The 20256-nt window shown below is 42.2% G+C and carries 21 protein-coding genes; 8 read left to right on the forward strand and 13 right to left on the reverse strand.

Features of this window, described 5'->3' with window-relative positions:
- Positions 1 to 61: 61 nt before the first annotated feature.
- From RGE70_RS14565 to RGE70_RS14585, 5 genes are read right to left on the reverse strand one after another with little or no spacing between them, the layout of a single operon-like run.
- Positions 62 to 1015, reverse strand: a complete 954-nt coding sequence (locus tag RGE70_RS14565) for a D-2-hydroxyacid dehydrogenase (protein WP_310472170.1) — start codon at positions 1013 to 1015, stop codon at positions 62 to 64.
- A gap of 16 nt (positions 1016 to 1031) precedes the next feature.
- Positions 1032 to 1643, reverse strand: a complete 612-nt coding sequence (locus RGE70_RS14570; protein ID WP_310472171.1) for an outer membrane beta-barrel protein — start codon at positions 1641 to 1643, stop codon at positions 1032 to 1034.
- A 32-nt stretch (positions 1644 to 1675) separates the two neighbouring features.
- Positions 1676 to 2455 carry a co-chaperone DjlA gene (djlA, locus tag RGE70_RS14575; protein ID WP_310472172.1) on the reverse strand — a complete coding sequence of 260 codons (780 nt, stop codon included), beginning with the start codon at positions 2453 to 2455 and terminating at the stop codon, positions 1676 to 1678.
- Positions 2455 to 3123 (reverse strand): N-acetylmuramate alpha-1-phosphate uridylyltransferase MurU, encoded by a 669-nt coding sequence (gene murU, locus RGE70_RS14580; protein ID WP_310472173.1) that lies wholly within the window; start codon positions 3121 to 3123, stop codon positions 2455 to 2457. The genes djlA and murU overlap by 1 nt, the downstream gene beginning before the upstream one ends.
- Positions 3120 to 4121 (reverse strand): aminoglycoside phosphotransferase family protein, encoded by a 1002-nt coding sequence (locus RGE70_RS14585; protein WP_310472174.1) that lies wholly within the window; start codon positions 4119 to 4121, stop codon positions 3120 to 3122. The genes murU and RGE70_RS14585 overlap by 4 nt, the downstream gene beginning before the upstream one ends.
- 156 nt (positions 4122 to 4277) lie before the next feature.
- Between RGE70_RS14585 and lptD the strand changes: the two genes are divergently transcribed.
- The 7 genes from lptD to RGE70_RS14620 all read left to right on the forward strand — a co-directional run bounded on the left by lptD (position 4278) and on the right by RGE70_RS14620 (position 13330).
- On the forward strand, positions 4278 to 6602 hold the full coding sequence (lptD, locus tag RGE70_RS14590) for an LPS assembly protein LptD (RefSeq protein ID WP_310472175.1): 2325 nt from the start codon (positions 4278 to 4280) through the stop codon (positions 6600 to 6602).
- 125 nt (positions 6603 to 6727) lie between these two features.
- Positions 6728 to 8032, forward strand: a complete 1305-nt coding sequence (gene surA / locus RGE70_RS14595) for a peptidylprolyl isomerase SurA (protein WP_310472176.1) — start codon at positions 6728 to 6730, stop codon at positions 8030 to 8032.
- Between the two features lie 5 nt (positions 8033 to 8037).
- On the forward strand, positions 8038 to 9021 hold the full coding sequence (pdxA, locus tag RGE70_RS14600) for a 4-hydroxythreonine-4-phosphate dehydrogenase PdxA (protein ID WP_310472177.1): 984 nt from the start codon (positions 8038 to 8040) through the stop codon (positions 9019 to 9021).
- Between the two features lie 15 nt (positions 9022 to 9036).
- Positions 9037 to 9843 carry a 16S rRNA (adenine(1518)-N(6)/adenine(1519)-N(6))-dimethyltransferase RsmA gene (gene rsmA, locus RGE70_RS14605; protein WP_310472178.1) on the forward strand — a complete coding sequence of 269 codons (807 nt, stop codon included), beginning with the start codon at positions 9037 to 9039 and terminating at the stop codon, positions 9841 to 9843.
- Positions 9844 to 9990: 147 nt separating this feature from the next.
- Positions 9991 to 10371 (forward strand): Co2+/Mg2+ efflux facilitator ApaG/CorD, encoded by a 381-nt coding sequence (gene apaG / locus RGE70_RS14610; RefSeq protein ID WP_310472179.1) that lies wholly within the window; start codon positions 9991 to 9993, stop codon positions 10369 to 10371.
- 14 nt (positions 10372 to 10385) lie between these two features.
- Entirely contained in the window at positions 10386 to 11204 is an 819-nt protein-coding gene (locus RGE70_RS14615) for a symmetrical bis(5'-nucleosyl)-tetraphosphatase (protein ID WP_310472180.1), read from the forward strand.
- A gap of 101 nt (positions 11205 to 11305) precedes the next feature.
- Positions 11306 to 13330, forward strand: a complete 2025-nt coding sequence (locus tag RGE70_RS14620) for a methyl-accepting chemotaxis protein (protein WP_310472181.1) — start codon at positions 11306 to 11308, stop codon at positions 13328 to 13330.
- Positions 13331 to 13695: 365 nt separating this feature from the next.
- On the opposite strand, the gene RGE70_RS14625 is transcribed toward RGE70_RS14620, so the two are convergent.
- From RGE70_RS14625 to rplU, 7 genes are all read right to left on the reverse strand, one after another.
- Positions 13696 to 14091: a DUF3718 domain-containing protein gene (locus tag RGE70_RS14625; protein WP_310472182.1), complete on the reverse strand. Its 396-nt coding sequence runs from the start codon at positions 14089 to 14091 to the stop codon at positions 13696 to 13698.
- A gap of 101 nt (positions 14092 to 14192) precedes the next feature.
- The gene (gene folA, locus RGE70_RS14630) at positions 14193 to 14675 is read right to left on the reverse strand and encodes a type 3 dihydrofolate reductase (protein ID WP_310472183.1); all 483 of its coding nucleotides are present in this window, start codon (positions 14673 to 14675) and stop codon (positions 14193 to 14195) included.
- Positions 14676 to 14696: 21 nt separating this feature from the next.
- Positions 14697 to 15167 carry a threonine/serine exporter family protein gene (locus tag RGE70_RS14635; protein ID WP_310472184.1) on the reverse strand — a complete coding sequence of 157 codons (471 nt, stop codon included), beginning with the start codon at positions 15165 to 15167 and terminating at the stop codon, positions 14697 to 14699.
- Positions 15164 to 15925, reverse strand: a complete 762-nt coding sequence (locus tag RGE70_RS14640; protein WP_310472185.1) for a threonine/serine exporter family protein — start codon at positions 15923 to 15925, stop codon at positions 15164 to 15166. Before RGE70_RS14640 ends, RGE70_RS14635 begins: the two co-directional genes overlap by 4 nt.
- A 26-nt stretch (positions 15926 to 15951) precedes the next feature.
- Positions 15952 to 17121, reverse strand: coding sequence for an Obg family GTPase CgtA (gene cgtA / locus RGE70_RS14645; RefSeq protein ID WP_310472186.1), 1170 nt, complete (start codon positions 17119 to 17121; stop codon positions 15952 to 15954).
- 140 nt (positions 17122 to 17261) lie between these two features.
- The gene (gene rpmA, locus RGE70_RS14650; RefSeq protein WP_310472187.1) at positions 17262 to 17516 is read right to left on the reverse strand and encodes a 50S ribosomal protein L27; all 255 of its coding nucleotides are present in this window, start codon (positions 17514 to 17516) and stop codon (positions 17262 to 17264) included.
- A gap of 15 nt (positions 17517 to 17531) precedes the next feature.
- Positions 17532 to 17843 carry a 50S ribosomal protein L21 gene (gene rplU / locus RGE70_RS14655; RefSeq protein ID WP_020914101.1) on the reverse strand — a complete coding sequence of 104 codons (312 nt, stop codon included), beginning with the start codon at positions 17841 to 17843 and terminating at the stop codon, positions 17532 to 17534.
- Positions 17844 to 18128: 285 nt separating this feature from the next.
- Between rplU and ispB the strand changes: the two genes are divergently transcribed.
- Positions 18129 to 19100, forward strand: coding sequence for an octaprenyl diphosphate synthase (gene ispB, locus RGE70_RS14660; protein ID WP_310472188.1), 972 nt, complete (start codon positions 18129 to 18131; stop codon positions 19098 to 19100).
- A gap of 60 nt (positions 19101 to 19160) precedes the next feature.
- Here the strand turns inward: ispB and mdh are convergent, their stop codons facing one another.
- The gene (gene mdh / locus RGE70_RS14665) at positions 19161 to 20096 is read right to left on the reverse strand and encodes a malate dehydrogenase (protein ID WP_310472189.1); all 936 of its coding nucleotides are present in this window, start codon (positions 20094 to 20096) and stop codon (positions 19161 to 19163) included.
- Between the last annotated feature and the right edge of the window lie 160 nt (positions 20097 to 20256).

Consider the following 20256-nt stretch of genomic DNA (forward strand, 5'->3'; position numbering starts at 1 on the left):
CGAGCTATTTTTACTCGAAAAACCTGCTTGATAAGAACAACAATAGCTTTTCAGCCTCATATTAATTTACAACGTTATCCATTGTTCCAGCTAAAAAAGCGATAACATTATTTACTGCGATATTAAGTAAGTTTTGTCGCGCTTCTCTTGTAGCCCACGCGTTATGCGGCGTGATACTAATGTTAGGCGCTCTTAACAGTGGGTTAGTTGCCAATGGCGGCTCAGTAGATAAAACGTCAACGCCGCAAAATGCAATGCTCCCATTAACTAATGCATTCGCAAGAGCGGGCTCATCAATTAGCCCTCCCCGAGCCGTATTTATCAGTATGGCCGTTGGCTTCATGGTCGTTAATACTGCTTGATTAATCAGCTTATCCGTCGCAGCTGTTAAAGGGCAATGTAACGATACAATATCGGAATGTTTAAACAACTCACCTTGCGTGACCCAAGTACAACCTGCTGGAAGTTCAACGTCTGCATGACGGGTATTAACTAGCACTTGCATACCAAATGCCGTCGCAATGTTAGCTACCGTTTGGCCAATGTCTCCAAAACCAATAAGCCCCAAGGTTTTACCTTTTAAAGATTGTAGTGGCGATAGCGTAAAACAAAAATCTGCGCAACTAGACCAAGCTCCTTGCTTAACGGCCTCGCTATGACTAGCCACTTGCTGGGTGGCATGTAAAATATGCGCAAACACCATTTGGGCGACGGCGTCAGGCCCATAACCAGGAACATTTGTCACGCAGATCCCATGTGCTGTTGCCGCTTTAAGATCAACAACATTGGTGCCGGTTGCTAACACACCAATGTATTTAAGTTTCGGTAATTGCTTTAGAGTTGCGGCATCAAGCTCTGTTTTATTAGTTAATAATACGCTGGCATTTTGGCTGCGGCTAACCACTTCACTTACCGAAGTCCGGTCATAACATTTTAGGTTACCCAGTAGGCCTAAAGACTGCCAAGACAGATCGCCAGGGTTTAGGGTGTAACCGTCTAAAACAACTATCTGCATGATGAATCACCTCTATCTAAAACTTCAAACTCGCACCGATATTTGCCTGACCTTGCCACATGATGTCTGATTGGACATTCCAAACACAGCTGTGCCCGTTACAAAAGAGCTCATTGTTGGCATTAATGAAGGTGGCATAGGCTTTAACTTCAGCAAAAATAGCTAAGCGCGATGTGGGGTTAAACTCAATACCGGTACCTAATGCCATTGAAAAGCGCGTTTCAGTCGCATAGGCATCTCCCGGCCTCATTTGTGTTAAACCGAAGCTTGTGGTGATATAAGGGTTAGCCCGCTTAACCGGAAAGTACAAACTGCCACCTACATGTAAGTAGTCAACCTCTATCGGGGTTAATAGCGCTGGGCTAAATAAGTTATTTGAGCGTAAATCTGTAGTTTGATGACTATATAGCAGGTACACATTACCGAGATCATCGGTATTAATACCTAGCATCAACCCATAATGCTCCGACTCTGACACCTTTACGGTGCCATAGTCGTTATTTTGAGTGCTGTAAACATTAAACTCACTCGCACCAAAACCGTAACCACTAAATGGTGCTATATACACATTGGCCATCAATGGGGAGCTACAACACAACGTTAAAAAAAGCGCGGATATTCTATTCATTTACAGCCCTGATTACTTTGAAAAGTTTAAGATTAACGCATACCTCTATCAGCTTTAACCCTATCATATGCGGCTTGGATGTCTTGCGCTTTTCTTTTGGCCAGTTCCATCATTTCAGGTGGTAAGCCTTTAGCGACTAACTTGTCAGGGTGATGCTCATTCATTAATTTTCGATAAGCACGCTTAATATTTTGATCCGACATTGACTCTTCAATCCCCAATACATCGTACGCTTGCTCGATAGTCGTTTGGTTGGTACTGCCGCCATTTTGTTGAAAACTAAACTCTGCTTGCCAGCGTGCAAGCATGTCGTCCAATTGCTGCTGGGTGAAACCAAGCTCTTTGGCGATTGTGGATAATATAGAGTGTTCTTTTGGATCTAATTTAGCGTCAGATAAAGCCGTTTGAATTTGGATCTCCAAAAACATTTGCAGTAGCTCTTTGCGGCCCATTGAAATAAGTCGAAAAGTTTTTAAGCATGCGTTGATATCAAAATCGCTTTCTTTACCCTCTCTAAATGCCGCTTGAGCCTCTGCCCTCGCCTCGCCGCTAAGACGCATTTGATCCATTAACGCATTAGCAATACGAATATCAACTTCGGTCACTTGTCCCGATGCTTTAGCGACATGGCCCATCACTGCAAATGTGGTATTAAAAAATAATGCCTGTCGCTTACTGCCACTGGTTAACCCAGCACGTAAACTTTGACGACGATCGTACATATGCCCAAGCCACAAGCCAAAAATACCACCACCAATTCGGCCAAACATAAACCCAATAATAAAACCGAAAACCTTACCCCAAATTCGCATTACTTACCCTTTTGTGTTTCACGTGCTTCGATGAGAGCTAACCGCTCAACAGTACCAACATCGCACCAATAGTCGTTAAAGTGATCACCCGAGACCAACCCTTTTGCCATAGCATTACGTAACAATGGTGCCAATGCAAAAGCGCGATCTGATACGCCTAAAAATAACTCGGGGTGATAAATCCCCATTCCTGAAAAAGTCAGCTTTTGAGCACCTTCTGTAGCAACGCTTTGCCCCTTTAAAACAAAGTCGCCAGCCGGATGCTGTACTGGATTATCAACCAACCATAAATGCGCCAATTGGCCTGCTGCCAATGGTTGAATGCTCGGTAGCGTATCGATAAACACGTCACCATTAATCACAAAAAATGGTGCACTGCCCAGCAACGGCAAAGCCTGCTTAATGCCGCCTCCGGTTTCGAGCGCTTGTGTCTCTTCACTATAAATAATCCGCAGCCCCCATTTAGAGCCGTCACCTAAAGCCGCCACCAGTTTGTGTCCCAGCCATGCATGGTTGATGATCACCTCTTGAAACCCTGCTTGAGCCAGTTTTTCTAAGTGATAAACAATTAGAGGTTTATTGGCGACTTCAACTAAAGGTTTGGGGATACTGTCGGTTAATGGACGTAACCTTTCACCGCGTCCTGCCGCTAAAATCATCGCTTTCATTGCTTGCCCTTAACGGCTGGAATAATCTCAGCCTCAATCCATTGGCTAAATGCCTTTAACTCTGGGTAACGACTGGCGATATCGCGCACATAATCTAACGTCAAAGGGATATCAGCCATATAAGCTGGCTTATTATCGCGATAATTTAATCGGGCAAAAATCCCCGCAGCTTTGATATGTCGCTGCAGACCCATTAAGTCAAACCAACGTTGATACTGCGAAAACGCCGTATTCGCAGACAAAAGTTTGGCATCCAGCGCTTGATTATAATGTACTTGCATTAGTGCATTAACACTTTCCTCTGGCCAGCGAATGTAGCAGTCACGCAGTAATGAAACTGCATCGTAAGTCACAGGCCCAATAACGGCGTCTTGAAAATCAATGATTTTTAGCTCGCCATCTTGCAGCATAATATTACGGCTATGATAATCGCGATGCATGCCGACTTTAGGCTGCTGCCTAACGTTATCAGTCAGCAGTGCAAACACCGCCTCAGTTTGTGCTTGCACCTCATCAACCGTTAGGCCAAGGTGATGTACCGCCAGCCACTCGGTAAAAATATTGAGCTCTCGAAGTACAAATTCGTCGTCATAAAGCGGCAAAGGCGAGTTAGCCGTTGCTGTTACTTTGGCGATGTCGTTAAGAACAGCTAAAGCTTGCTGATAATATTGTTGCAAATTGTCCGGCTTTAACACTGATAACAACTGCACATCACCCAAGTCGCTTAGCAACATAAAACCCAGCTCCTCGTCGCGGCCGATAACGCGGGGGACTGCAACACCAGCCTGCGCATAGCGCTCAGCAATTTCAATAAATGGCATGATTGGCACCAGCTTTGGCGGTGAATCAACTACAATGTAGGAGGCCGAATCAACAACGACACGGTAATAGCGCCTAAAACTTGCGTCACCTGAAATAAGTATCGGTGACACGTTTGCGCTAAAATAGTGATTTAGCCATGCATTTAACTGAATAAATCTAGGATCTGACAAGGGCACCTCATGGCTCTTATGACGAAATTGCTTTATTATAACGACAAAATGGAATCAGCTAAGCGATTGAAACAAATTATTTAGCTGAGTTGCTCAATAAAGGGTGCAACTTTTCTCTTCTCCCATAGTCCAGACTAAGAACTTATAATTAATTGACCTAAGATGCAGATCCGTTATTTTCTGGCCTTGAGCCTACTCCCGCAATTAGTTATGGCCAATGAAGCCGATACGACTACTGTTGAAAACACGCAGTGTATTATCGAGCCTCCTGTTAAGCCGTATGTTCCGCTGTATGATTTAAGCAATCCAGTTGATTTGGAACGCATCTCAATTGTGTCGGATAGCTCTGAAGCACAAATGGGCAAACAGGCCAAATTTAATGGCAACGTTAGCTTTAGTCAGGGTGGTCGCAATGTTGAAGCTGACGAAGCCATACTTGACCAAGAGGCTGAAGAACTAGCCGCTAACGGTAATCTCGTTTTCCAAGATACGCTATTTACCGTCACCGCTGACTCATTAGTGGCAAAAATGCGCACTAACAGCGCCATATTACTCGGTGCTAAATATTGGCTAAACGGCCAACAAATAAACGGTGATGCCAGTAAGTTAGAGATAACAAAAGACAATAACCTACTTTTATCTAAAACCAATTTCACCACCTGCCCACCTCAGTCACCATCGTGGCTACTGGAAGCTGATGAGATTAAAATAGACAGCACTGAAGAATGGGGCGAAATTTGGGATGCCAAACTCGTCGTCGGCGGTGTACCGGTTATGTATATTCCCTACATGACAATTCCGGTTTCAGACAAACGTAAGTCTGGGTTCTTGTTTCCGTCATTTAGCACTAGCACCACCAACGGTGTTGAAGTTGAAGTGCCGTATTACTGGAATATCGCACCAGAATACGACCTAACATTTACGCCTAACTACATGTCTAATCGTGGTTTATTCACAAAAACAGAGTTTAGATACCTTGGCGGAGAGCAACAACAAGGCCAACTAAACTTCGAGTTTTTAGCCGACGATGATAAATTAACCAATAGCCCTAATCGTTACCTTTACCACTGGGAACATAGCGGCGCTATCAACAAAAACTGGCGCGTACAAGCTAGCTTTACTGATGTGTCAGATAACAACTATTTCAATGATTTAAGTTCTGATATTCAAAATACGACAGATAACCAAATGACTCGCATTGGTGAAATTACCTATTTTGAAGAAAATTGGGATATCGGCGCTCGCGTACAAGATATTAAAGTGCTTGGCGAAGAAACAAGACCTTATCAAGTGATGCCAGAGGTGACCTTCAACTACCGAGCACCAGAGTCTTGGCATGGCGTTGATTTTAAATTAAACAGCGAAATCACCAATTTTTCTCACCAAGATAGCGATTACTCAACTGCAACGCGCCTGCATATAGAACCGAGTATCTCTTATCCAATACATGGGCCTGCAGGCTCTATCACGAGTGAAGTTAAATTACTGCAAACCAACTATTGGCAAGATGACAACTCAGGGTTAGCAGATTCAAAGCTAGAAGATTCTGTGAGTCGCACATTGCCGCAAGTGCGGGTTCATGGCCAAATTAACTTTGAACGCTTTACAAATTATTTCAATACCAATTATCGCCAAACATTAGCGCCGCAAGCCCAGTACCTTTATGTGGGCTATGAAGACCAATCTAACATCGGTATCTACGACACAGCCAATTTACAAGACGATTATAACGGCCTATTCCGTGACCGTCGTTTTTCTGGCTTAGATCGCATTGCTGACGCGAACCAATTTACTTTGGGTTTAACCACTAAGCTGTTTGATGAACACAATAAAGAAGTGTTTAAATTTAGTATCGGCCAAATTTTATATCTTGAAGACAGCCGTGTAGCGCTTTATGACGTCAATAGCAGTGTCGATGCATTCGTACAAGACAATACGTCTAACTCAGCACTGGCAGCCGATATACGTACTCAGCTTTACAGTGATTGGTACTTTAGTGGCTCAATTCAATATGACGCCAAAGAAAGTGAAAACAAAAAAACAGAAGTCTCAATTGATTACCGCCCTGGGGAAAATAAATTACTGCAAACCAGTTATCGATACGTCCCTGATTTATTGAACACCAATACCAATGAGTCGGTAGATATCAAACAAACGGGTTTAAGAGCCGCATGGCCTATCAACGACGGTTTATATGTAATTGGTAACTGGTATTATGATCTAAATGAGAGCCGCAGCGTTGAAACCTATGCTGGTTTTCAATATGAATCATGTTGCTGGGCAGTACGTTTGAGTTATCATTACCGAATTAAGACCAATTACGTTGACGAAGGCGAACCAGTCAATGATACTCGAGAGCTATTTGAAAGCGGTGTTTACTTAAACTTCGTCATCAAAGGCTTAGGCGGTTCAGGTACACTTGGTGTATCAGATATGCTTGATGACGGCCTATTTAACTATCGCAAACCGCTTTATTTGAAAAACTAAATCAATAAAATTAGCTAAAATGCTGAACCTAGCTGAAGACATGCAGTCAAAGCAGGACAAAAGAATCATTAACCCGATATGAAAATATCGAAAATGACACTCATTAATGCCAAGGATTTTTGTGGATGAAACGCTGTAATCGATTAATTTTAGCTTTACTAACATTGACCATGAGCCAGGTGGTCCATGCCGCAGTTGAACCATTAGACCGCGTCACAGTACAAATTAATGAAGGTATCATTTTAGAAAGCGAAGTGGTTGCTATGATCCAAACAATCAAAGCAAACGCAGCCAAAGCAGAGCAACAACTGCCATCAGACGCCGCACTTCGAACACAAATTATTGAACGTTTAATTTTAACGCAATTACAAATGCAAATGGCCGATCGTATTGGCTTGCATATTGGTGACCTTCAATTAGACCAAACAATTGAAAACATCGCCAAAGAGCAAAACATTTCCATTGAACAAATGAAAATGCAAATAGAAGCCGACGGCACCAGTTTTGCTCAGTACCGTGAACAATTACGCGAAGAAGTCACCCTAGGTGAAATCCAGCGAATTCAAGTACAACGTCGAATTCAAGTATCACCGCAAGAGATCAATAACTTGGTTAGCCTCATTAATGAGCAAGGCCTAAAAGATGTTGAATTTCAAATTGGCCACATCTTAATTGATGTTGCAGATGATGCCAGCAGCACCGAAGTTGAAGCCGCAAGCAAACGTTCTGGTATTGTATTAAAACGTTTAAATGATGGTGATGACTTTAGAAGTATTGCGATTGCAGCCTCTGCCGGACCAAAAGCGCTTGAAGGCGGTATTTGGGACTACATGAACATTAATGAAATGCCTACCCTATTTGCAGAAGTCGTGAGTGATGCAAAAATCGGTGATATTATTGGCCCAATCAAAAGTGGTGCCGGATTACACATTCTAAAAATCATGGATGCCCGCGGACTACAAACGCAAGAAATTCAAGAAGTAAAATCTCGTCACATTTTGCTAAAACCGTCGCCTATTCTTTCAGAAGACCGCGCAAAAAGTATGATGGACCGATTTTTAGCTCAAATTCGTTCTGGTGAAGCTAAGTTCGAAGACCTGGCACATCAATACTCAGAAGATCCAGGTTCGGCGGCGAAGGGTGGTCAGCTAGGTTGGGCAGACCCAAGTATCTATGTACCTGCTTTTGCACAAGCGTTAAACTCGCTTGAAGTAGGTGAAATAAGTGAGCCATTCCGTTCAACACACGGCTGGCACATCACGCAGTTAGAAGAAAAACGGATTACCGATGCAACTGAAAAGTTCAACACAAACCGAGCTCATCAGTTAATTTATCGCCGTAAATTTAACGAAGAATTACAAAACTGGTTAGATGAAATGCGTGCCGAAGCATTTATCGATATTTTTGAACCAGAACCTAACCGAGGTTAACCATATTGTCGATTAAACGAATCGCTATCACGCCGGGAGAACCGGCGGGTATAGGCCCCGATTTAGTCATCCAACTAGCTCAGCAGGCATGGCCTGCTGAGTTAGTCGTTTGTGCCGATCCAGAATTATTACAAAACCGAGCCAAAAAACTAGGTTTAACGGTACAATTACGACCATATCAGCCCAATCAGCAACCAAAAGCTCAAGAAGCAGGCACGCTCACTATTGTTCCATTTAAATTAGAGAACACCGTCGTTTGTGGGCAACTGGACGAGCGCAACAGCAATTACGTAGTAGATACGCTCCGCTTTGCGGGTGAAAAAAATATGATTGGTGAGTTTGATGCCGTGGTCACAGGCCCTGTGCACAAAGGTATTATCAATCAAGCTGGCATTTCATTTAGTGGCCACACTGAATTTTTTGCCCATCAGGCTAATTGCCAAGATGTAGTGATGATGCTGGCAGCGCCAGGCTTACAAGTTGCACTAGTAACCACTCATATTCCACTGGCATATGTAGCCAAAGCGATTACAAGGGATCGATTACACCAAATAATCAAAATCCTCCATAAAGATCTTGTGGAACGATTTGCAATCCCAATGCCAAAAATATATGTTTGCGGCCTGAATCCACATGCGGGTGAAGATGGCCACCTAGGCAGAGAAGAGATCGATGTGATCATCCCTGCCCTTGATGAATTAAGAGCGATGGACATGAATATTGTCGGGCCATTGCCGGCAGATACACTGTTCCAATCTAAATACTTAGAAGATGCTGATGTGATACTTGCAATGTACCACGATCAAGGCCTTCCGGTACTAAAAGCTAGAGGGTTTGGCAGTTCAGTCAATATTACTCTAGGATTACCCTACATAAGAACATCGGTCGACCACGGTACGGCCTTAGAGCTTGCAGGCACTGGTTCTGCTGATATTGGTAGTTTTGTCTGTGCATTAAATAAAGCCATTGATTTGGCCGCAAAGAATTAGTGAAAAAGTTAACTCATGAGTAATAAAGTACATTTAGGCCATACGGCTAGAAAACGATTCGGTCAGAATTTCTTAACCGACGAAAACGTGATCAATAGAATTGTCGGTGCAATCGCACCAGACAACGACCACGTTATGGTTGAAATTGGCCCAGGTTTAGCCGCCTTGACCGAACCCGTTGCCAGCGGAATCGACAAGCTAACCGTTGTTGAATTAGATAAGGATCTAGTTGAGCGATTACAAACGCATCCAATTTTAAAAGATAAACTTGAGATCCACCAAGGTGATGCGCTTAACTTTGATTTTAAACAGTTAGTCCGTGAAGATATGCAGATGAAGGTTTTCGGAAACCTGCCATACAACATCTCTACCCCACTGATGTTCCATCTGTTTGAGTTTGCGCAATACATTGAAAATATGCACTTCATGCTTCAAAAAGAAGTGGTATTAAGATTATCTGCAACTCCAGGTACCAAAGCTTACGGTCGATTAACCGTGATGGCGCAATATCATTGCCAAGTGATGCCGGTACTTGAAGTTCCACCGGGGTGTTTTACTCCAGCACCAAAAGTAGATTCTGCAGTTGTTCGTTTAGTGCCTTTTAAAACAAAACCTTACCCTTGTAAGGATGTTGATATGCTAAGACATCTAACAACAACAGCGTTTAACATGCGCCGCAAAACACTACGAAACAACCTAAAACATATGTTAAGTGATGATGACTTTGCAGCGCTAAATATCGACTCAACATTACGACCAGAGCAAATTACTGTTGAGCAGTATGTTGCAATGACCAACTTCTTTATCGACAAGCAAGCGTAAGCGATAACAGAACGAGCGACAATATTAAGGGCATTGATTTGCCCTTTTTAATTGCTTCGATTTACCAACACACGCTATCTATTCCATAACAGTCACATTACTATAACGCTTAATTATTTCTCAGTTTAATAAAGCTTGAGGTAAATCATGGCTAGAAGTGCTAAATCCGTACAAGTAGCAGTTACGACGGAATATCTTGAAAATCAATCATCTCCAGCTGAAGACCAATACCTATTTAGCTACACCATTACGATTACCAACCTTGGCATTGAAGCGGTGACATTAAAAAGTCGCCATTGGTGCATTACAGATGCCGATGGTGGCACAAGTGAAGTCCAAGGTGCTGGAGTTGTAGGTGAAACGCCATTGATAAAACCAAATGATTCATACCAGTACAGCAGCGGCACCGTACTTAAAACCCCACTAGGTGTTATGCAGGGGCACTACGCCATGCAAACCAACGACGGCGAAGAATTCAATGCACCAATACCCGCATTCAGGCTCGCCGTACCAGGCTTACTCCATTAAGGTTACAACGATATATGGCAAATTATTTTGTAGGGGACATTCAAGGGTGCTTTGAAGAGTTACAATTGGTGCTCAATAAAGTGGCATTTAACCCTTCAACAGATTGCCTATGGGCTGTTGGCGATTTAGTTGCTCGCGGTTCTGGCTCACTGCCCACATTGCAGTATATTCGGTCTCTGCAAGGCTCCGCTAAAGTGGTTTTGGGCAACCATGAGCTTCACTTATTAGCGGTCCATGGCAAACTTAAACGCGCCAACCCCAAAGATCATCTAACAGAATTACTAAGCTCTTCCGATGCTGACAGTTTGATCGATTGGTTACGCCAGCAGCCACTATACCAAGAATACATAGAACGTAAGATATTGATGGTTCACGCAGGTATTCCGCCACAGTGGGATCTTGCCACCTTAAAAAATCAAGCTGATAGCGTATCTAACGCACTACAACAAACAAACTATTTAACCGAAGTCATCGGAAATATGTACACCAATGACATTAATCAATGGCTTGATGGCTTATCAGCGCAACAGAAAAATATATATACCATTAATGCTCTGACTCGAATGCGCTACTTATATCCAGACAAGCGATTAGACTTTGACTGCAAGCTCCCAGTAGCAAAATGTGATAATCCCCTATTATCACCTTGGTTCAATCATCAATCTATTTTAAGGCCAGAACACACCATTGTATTTGGCCACTGGGCAGCGATTATGGGGCAAACTAATGCGAAAACGGCACAAGCGCTAGATACAGGGTGCTGTTGGGGTGAGCATTTAACATTATGGCATTTAGAGGCAGACCAAAAAATAACTCAAAGTAAGTTAAATTAAGTTAGAAAAGAGTTAAACTAACTCGGATATTGGCCGATAATAATTAATTATAGGTGCGCCAATCTATATTGTGGGCTAAAAAATAATCATACGGAGCTGCTATGAAATTAAATGTAACGACGAGAGTCATCGGAGGCTTCTCTGTTGTGACCCTACTACTGATTGTATTAGGCTCAGCTTCATGGTTTACCTTTAGTAAGCTGAAAACAAGTACCACATTATTACAAGAGCTAAGCCTGCCAGCGCTAGAGTTAAGTAATAAGGTCTCCCGTATCTTAGGTCAACAAGAAAAGGGGATAATGGAAGCTTATTACAGCCCTGACCGTCAGGCGCTTTCTGCGTTAAAAACTCAATTCTCTGACGACGAAAAATTGTTTTCACATGAGGTATCCTCATTAGAAGCATTAGTCAGTGACCGACAAGAGCTAGTGCAAATAATTAAGCCGTTAAAATTGAGCTACAGTAAATTTGGAGCTGAAAGTTTAAATTTAATTAATACGCATGAAGCAGCACTATCGACTCATCATAAAGTCAAAAATCAATATGACAATGTCGAAATTTCAATTGATGATAGTGCCTCGTTGTTACTTGATATTATCGATTTAGAGTTAAGTGAAAATCCTGCTGAACAGGAAATCGCGGCCACTGCTAGCGCATTAGATAACAGCCTAACCAATATAATCAGTACTAGCTTTGATTTAGTTGGAACTACCGAAAGACTCAAGTTCAACACCATATCAAAAGAGCTTGAATACATCATTAGCGACACACAGAGCCGGTTACAATATATAACTGAGCGCTGGGTAGACCAAGTCGATGCAGATATTATTGAGCAAATAAACACCGAAGTATCTAACGTGTTTGCCCAAGTAAAGGGTAACAATGGTTTAATCGCTCTTAAGTTACAAGAGATTAATCTCGACAATCAAGCGTCGCAATTATTAAGCTCTGTAGCAAAAGAAGCCAATAACGTTAACCTGTTGATGACTAACTTGAGCTCTACAATAGAGAATTACTCAAAAGAAATTAGCGAAAACGCGATTAAAGATATCGACAATGCCAGTGTTCAGACATTTATCTTAGTACTGGTCGCTATTTTTGTTTCAATTGTTGTCAGTTACGCTGCTATTAGTCCGCTAAGACGTTCATTAGATAAAATTAACCACGCACTAAATGTGCTCGCTTCAGGTGATTTAACTCACAAACTAGATGATTCTGGTCATGATGAGTTTGCCAAACTATCGTCCAACTGCAATAAGTTAGTTGATAGTTTACGACAGCTTATCACCGGTATTCTTGACCGTTCTGATCAACTCGCGGCAGCGTCTGAAGAGACATCTGCAATCACAGCTCAAACAACTGTCAGCATTCAAGAGCAAAAAAATCAAGTTGACCAAGTCGCCACGGCAACAACTCAGCTCAGTTCAAGCGCTCAGCAAGTAACAGCAAGTGCAGATGAAGCCCTTAGCCAAATAAAAGCGGCCGATGACGAAAGTCGACACATGCGCATTATTGCTGATGAAAACAAACGCACTATATTGGCATTGGCAGATGAAGTTTCAAAAGCAGGTGTGGTTATTAATAAGGTACACACAGATAGCGTCTCGATTGGTTCAATATTAGACGTTATTAGAGCGATTGCGGAGCAAACTAACCTACTTGCACTCAACGCTGCTATTGAAGCCGCACGAGCAGGAGAGCAAGGTAGAGGTTTTGCAGTTGTTGCTGATGAAGTCCGTAGCCTTGCCTCTAGAACACAAGATTCAACGCAAGAAATTCAGCAAATGATTGAAATACTACAACAAGGAACTCAAGAAGCGGTTGCGGTAATGGAGCTCGGTCGCTCACAGGCCAACTCTTGTGTCGATAAAACTGAACAAGCAAACAATGCACTCGAAAGCATTAGTGACGCTGTACACCGAGCACACGATTCAGGTACTCACATTGCAAATGCTGCACAAGAGCAAAACCTAGTTAGCCAGCAAGTATCAGAAATGCTTGAACATATTGCATCTATATCGGAAGAAACATCAACCGGTGCAGACCAAACAGCCCACTCAAGTCATCAAGTTGCACAACTTGCTGAAGAACTACAAACTTCAGTAAAAGAGTTTAAAATATCATAATTATCTAAACCCCAAAGGGAGAGTTGAATTCAACTCTCCCTTTTTATTTGGCTTTTCAACAAATACCTCCAGCCAACGCATATCGCGAAATCACAAACTCAATCTATTGATACGAGCTAGCGTTCAGCTAACTCCTAAAAATAGGCCATCCAAGGCAACAATAGAGCGCAAGCATGCGGCTCAAAGCTAATCGTAAGTATGTAGTAATGATCTGCAGAAACGAGCGAGGAATAGTTTTAACTAGTGGTAAAGGCTCACAATCCAACAGCCTCTCAATACACTAATAGCGAATAACATTACCTTAGATTAAATACAAAATTGCCGAGATAGTATCTCGGCAATTTTATAAAAAATGAGTTAATTGCTTATCCACCTGCAATGCGTGATTTAATCGCTGAGGTTATTTCGCTATCTTTATGGCCATTATTATCTGCCCAAGCTGTAATCGTTAACCCATCGCTTTCTGCTTTACCTAAATCAGCTACAGGGATTCTTTTAGCAACAAAAGTCCCAACGGCATTAGCATTACTTTTCATGGCAGTTCGTAATAGGCTGTCACCATTACAAGTTACACCACGGTATATATTACGTAATTTGACTCGACTTTCTTTCAGTTTCTTACGTAAGCGGTTTTTATCATCACTCACAACATAGTTGCAAATATTGGCAGCTAATTGATCTTGGTTCGCTAATACCGGAGTTACTACCGATATTGAAGAAGCCGCAATTAGTGCAGCAATGCTCATAGACAACAAGCGCATCAGACACTCCTTATTCTTATAGTTTTATATTATTCAAAAGTTACATTACGAATGTAATGCACTTTCTTTATTATTTTTAGGTACTAATCAACCTATAGAACTTAACATTTTCTAACCAGCTTTATAAAGCTATATTCCAGATTTTTATCATTTTTTGCTACATCTCGCGATACTTCCAACCAAGTTCCATCGTCCCAATCTGGAAAAAAAGTATCGCCATCGACATCGAGTGCTATTTCAGTTAAATATAAAATATCAGCAATTGCCAATAAGCTTTTGTATAGTTGCCCACCGCCCATAATAATCAGCTCATCACAATCTCCAGCAGCGAGTTTAGCATCATCAAAACTCGTCACTGTAGTCACCCCATCAATGACGAGATTTGCTTGGCGGCTAATAACAATGTTATGTCGCCCAGGTAGTGGACGGCCTATTGACTCATACGTTTTACGCCCCATAACGATAGGCTTACCCAGCGTTAGAGCTTTAAAGTGACGCAAATCTTCTGGTAGGTGCCAAGGCATTTGGTTATCTTTACCAATAACACGGTTATTTGCCATAGCGGCAATCATAGCAATTTTCAAAATAATTCCTTTTTAATTCTGTTAGATAATTGGTCGCGAACGGAAATACAACAAGCTAGGCATAGCAAGCCCTACAGACAAGGCACCAAGTATAAATACGGTTTTTAGACCGTTACTAATCACCTCGGTAGTAAGTTCGGCACTCACGTGAGACTGTGCGGTCAATTGAACTAGCGCTATAACAGTATTAAATGCATAAGTACCAGGGATCATTGGGATAATAGCAGCAACAGCATACATTAAAGGCGGCGCTAAGTGCCTTTTTGCAAACCCAATAGTCACCACCCCAACAAGCGCAGCAGCTAAAAAAGTTGCCCACTCAATCGGTAAACCAGCACTCAACCATAAAGTACGGCTACCGTGCCCTAAAGCGCCCGCTAGAGCGCAATAAGGCAAGAAGCGACGAGGAACATTAAAAACCATCGCAAAGCCCACTGCCGGGATAGCAGAAAAGATAGCATCATCTAATACCGCCCAGATAAGTGACATCATAAAAAATGCCCACTAATTTGCATAGCCATAGTAATCCCAATAACAGAAGACAAAGTAAGTAACGTCGCGTGACCCCAGCGAGAGATCCCAACATTTAAATGCCCTTTTACCATATCTGATATGGCGTTAATCATCGGAAAGCCAGGCACTAGCATTAAAACGCTTGCAGCCAGAGGTAGCTTTGGTGTGTCCGATAAATCGAACAGTAAACCAGTTTGAGCAATTAATGTGGTGATAAATGCCGTAACGCTAAAATTTAGCAACAAATTAAAATGGTGCTTAGCAATAAAAAGCCGTACCAACATGCCAACAGCCGAAGCAAAAAAAGTGATCAAACAAGCGCTGAAATCACCACCGAATAAATGGCAAAAACTGGCACAAGATAAGCCAATCATGGGAACTAAGTATTTAGCAGAATAAGTTTTGGGCTCGATACGGGCAACGCGTTTACGCACTTCATACAAGCCATAAATGCCTTTCTCAGTTAATAAACAAATACGTTGAAGTTCGCATACGATCGCCATGTTGATGCCGTGTTCTCGTATACGTCGGGTTGTTGTAATGCAGCGCCCATGAACAAGGCTGGTTAACACGAGGGAATTTGAGGAGATGGATATTTCTACACTGGCCAAACCTAAAGCAGAGCCTAGACGCTGACTGATCTCTTCAACAAGATCGGAATCAGCGCCATAAGCAAGAAGAAGTTGAGCCACTCTAACAACTTGACGGGTAATATCGTTCTGCGTGTCAGCGTACAAATCTCAACATCCTCTATTGAACTTATCTATCTTTGATAGATAACCTCAACATCGTAATCGTCATCATCAAAATCATCGTCATCATCAAGATCATCTTCAAAATCTTCATTAATAGACTCATTAGCATTTTGGTGATAATTATCCCATTTAAACTCAACTTCAGCTTCAACATCAACCTCTTCTTCAGGAGGTAATGCAGTGATAAAGTCTAATAGTTTAAGGGCTAATTCAGCAGTACCTTCGCGGTTATAAGCAGAAATAGTATATACATCACCTTCCCACTCAAGCTCTTTCACGATAGTATCGATTCTTTCCTGAAGCTCATCTTCGAGCATCAAATCTGCTTTGTTAATAACTAACCAGCGTGGCTTACCAGCCAGTTTTGGTGAATGCTTTTCTAACTCACCAATAATTGCACGGGCTGAATCAACCGGATTGCTGCCATCGATAGGATCGATATCAAGGATATGCAACAACACACGACAACGCTCTAGATGCTTTAAGAACTGTACGCCTAAGCCAGCACCATCTGCAGCGCCTTCAATAAGGCCTGGAATATCAGCAATCACAAAACTCTGACCAGGTCTTGGATTAACAACACCAAGATTAGGAACCAAAGTTGTAAATGGATAATCAGCTACTTTTGGCTTTGCTTTTGAAACTGAGCGAATAAATGTTGATTTACCAGCATTAGGTAAACCAAGTAAGCCTACATCAGCAAGTAACATCAGTTCTAACTTAAGAGTACGAATCTCGCCATCTGTGCCTAATGTTTTTTGTCTTGGTGCACGGTTAGTACTGGTTTTAAAACGAGTATTGCCTAAACCGTGAAATCCACCTTTAGCCACTAGCATTCTTTGGCCATGAGTGGTCAAGTCACCTAAAGACTCTTCAGTCTCGGCATCGATAGCTCGTGTACCAACGGGAACTTTTAGTACGAGATCATCACCACCATGACCGGTGCAATCCCTACCACGACCGTTTTTACCACGTTCAGCATTGTGGAAACGTTCGAACTGATAAGTAATCAACGTATTGAGGTTTTCGTCAGCTTGCAGATAAACACTACCGCCGTCTCCACCATCACCACCGTCAGGACCACCATCGGGAACATATTTTTCACGTCTAAAACTGACGCAACCACTGCCACCATTACCCGCTTCTACGCGAATAGTCGCTTCATCGACAAACTTCATACCAACTCCTGGCTCCACAGAATGAAAGAATTATACTCTTAACGATTCTAGTCGCCAAAAAACAATTTACATATTATTAAAAATAACAAAGCCCCACCAATGGCGGGGCTTTGTAAACCAATTACTAGCTTAGCTAATAATTAATCTTCAATACTGATGAACTTACGGTTCTGTGGACCTTTAACTTCAAACTTCACTTTACCAGAAGTAAGAGCGAATAAAGTGTGGTCACGACCGATACCAACATTGTCACCAGCGTGGAATTTTGTACCACGTTGACGAACGATGATGTTACCAGCTAGAACTGATTCACCGCCAAAGCGTTTAACACCAAGACGTTTACTTTCTGAATCGCGGCCGTTACGAGTAGAACCGCCAGCTTTTTTATGTGCCATGAGTTAGACTCCTAATTAAGCGCTAATAGCTGTAATTTTAACTTCGGTGAACCATTGACGATGGCCCATCTTCTTATCGTGGTGCTTACGACGACGGAACTTAACAATAGTTACCTTCTCCGCACGGCCGTGGCTAACAACTTCAGCAACAACCTTACCACCTTCAACTAAAGGTGCACCTACGTGTACAGTCTCACCATCAGCAACCAAAAGAACTTGGTCAAACTCAATAGTTTCGCCTGTAGCGACTTCTAATTTTTCTAAACGAACTGTATGGCCGGCTTCAACGCGATGTTGTTTGCCGCCACTTTGAAAAACAGCGTACATAGCTATTTTACTCCGATATTTCTAACACGCCGCTCAAACATTACAGATTGATGCAGGGGTGCTATAAAAGCTTTAATGACAATGGTCGCGGAGTTTACGCTAAGTTAACCTAGCTGACAAGTGCTAATTGAATAAGAATAAAAAAAGACCCAATTAACTCTCACTATTACCCACAACTACTGTCTTACCGCTCAGATTTAGGTAGAATATTAATACTATATCATTTATGCCATAAATGAGCTGCATTATTTATTGTAGCCAACAAATCAGAGCCCGAGCCTATCTATGGATTTAAACGCCATTCGTCAATTAGCTGATAGCGATATGCAAGCTGTCAATCAACTGATATCTAAACAACTTGAGTCAGATGTTGCTTTGATCAATCAGTTAGGTTTTTACATTATTAATAGTGGTGGCAAGCGTTTAAGACCATTGCTTTCCATTTTAGCAGCGCGCGCAATAGACTATAAAGGTGAGTCTCATCAGAAGTTAGCAGCCATTATTGAGTTTATTCACACCGCCTCTTTACTACATGATGATGTTGTTGATGAGTCAACACTTCGGCGCGGAAGAAAAACAGCTAACGCTCTTTTTGGCAATAGTGCCAGTGTTTTGGTTGGTGACTTTTTATATACTCGTTCATTCCAAATGATGACTGAACTTAAGAGTATGGAAGTACTCGAAATCCTTGCGGACGCGACCAATGTTCTTTCTGAGGGCGAAGTTCTGCAACTTATGAACTGTAATGACCCTGACACCACAGAAGAAAGCTATATGCGGGTCATCTACTGTAAAACCGCTAAACTATTTGAGGCCGCGACTCGTCTTGCTGGTTTGTTAGCTGGTAGCCCTATCGAGATCCAAACTGCATTGGCTGATTATGGTAAATACCTTGGAACAGCTTTCCAGTTAACCGATGACTTGCTCGATTATACTGCTGATAGCGACGAGCTAGGTAAAAACATTGGTGATGATTTAGCCGAAGGCAAGCCAACTTTACCGCTTATTTTTGCGATGGCTAATGGTAATGAAACCGAAGTTGCTTTGATAAAAGAAGCAATTGAAAAAGGTGACGGAACCGAGCATATCGATGTAATTCTTAGCGCACTAAAACACTGTGGCGCTCTTGAGTACACTGAGCAACGGGCAGTTGATGAGTCAAACAAAGCAATTGCAGCAATCAGCATACTACCGGATTCAGATTACAAAACAGCTCTGATTTCACTGGCTAAATTAGCAGTAAGACGCAGTAATTAGTTTACGCTAAATCAACAAAAACGGAGCCAATTGGCTCCGTTTTTAGTTTAGAGAATAAAATCACTTAACAAAGTTAATACCAAGTTCAATATCAGCTTTCAATGTCGCTAACATTTCGTCGCGGGCATTGGCTTCAAACGCACTAACATCACCATAAGCAAGTACTTCTTCAACGCCATTTTTACCCAGTAAGATAGGCTGAGCAAAAAATTCTGCATGCTCACTGCCACCATCAACATAAGCACACTCAACAACGTTAGCATCACCTTGTAGACCACGAACAAGAGAAAGACCAAAACGACAAGCCGCTTGCCCCATCGACAATGTTGCACTACCTCCACCTGCTTTAGCTTCAACCACCTCGGTACCTGCATTTTGGATACGAGTCGTTAATGCTGCAACTTCTTCATCTGTAAAGTTAACGCCTTCAACTTGAGAAAGCAGAGGTAGAATAGTCACACCACTATGACCACCAATAACATTCACTTTTACGTCAGCAACGTTCAAACCTTTTGCTTCAGCAACAAAAGTTTCAGAACGGATAACATCAAGCGTCGTTACACCAAACAAACGGTTTTTATCGTATACACCCGCTTTTTTCAGTACTTCAGCAGCAATAGCAACCGTTGTGTTCACAGGGTTAGTAATGATCCCTATGAGAGCCTTAGGGCAAGTCGCAGCACACTGCTCGACTAGATTCTTAACAATACCAGCATTAATGTTAAATAGATCTGAGCGATCCATGCCAGGCTTACGGGCAACACCTGCAGAAATAAGCACAACATCGGCTCCATCCAGTGCAGCAGACGGATCTTTACCAGCAAACCCTTGCACTTCGACAGCTGTTGGAATATGGCTTAAGTCAACAGCGACACCTGGTGTAACAGGAGCGATATCATAAAGCGATAATTTAGAACCCGCAGGTAGTTGAGTTTTTAATAGTAGGGCAAGTGCCTGACCAATTCCGCCAGCAGCACCAAGTACAGCAACTTTCATAGTGAACTCCGTTAATTCTCGGATTTTTGTGATTTAGATCTATTTTTGTTATGGGGCAACATTACTGTATTCATAACTAAATTTCAATTATCCCTTAGTCGTGTTATCTCTATAATATACTCACATAAATCGTACAAAATACCAGCACAACGGCTAAACA

This window comes from Shewanella youngdeokensis (assembly GCF_033180165.1).
Taxonomy (GTDB): Bacteria; Pseudomonadota; Gammaproteobacteria; order Enterobacterales; family Shewanellaceae; genus Shewanella; species Shewanella youngdeokensis.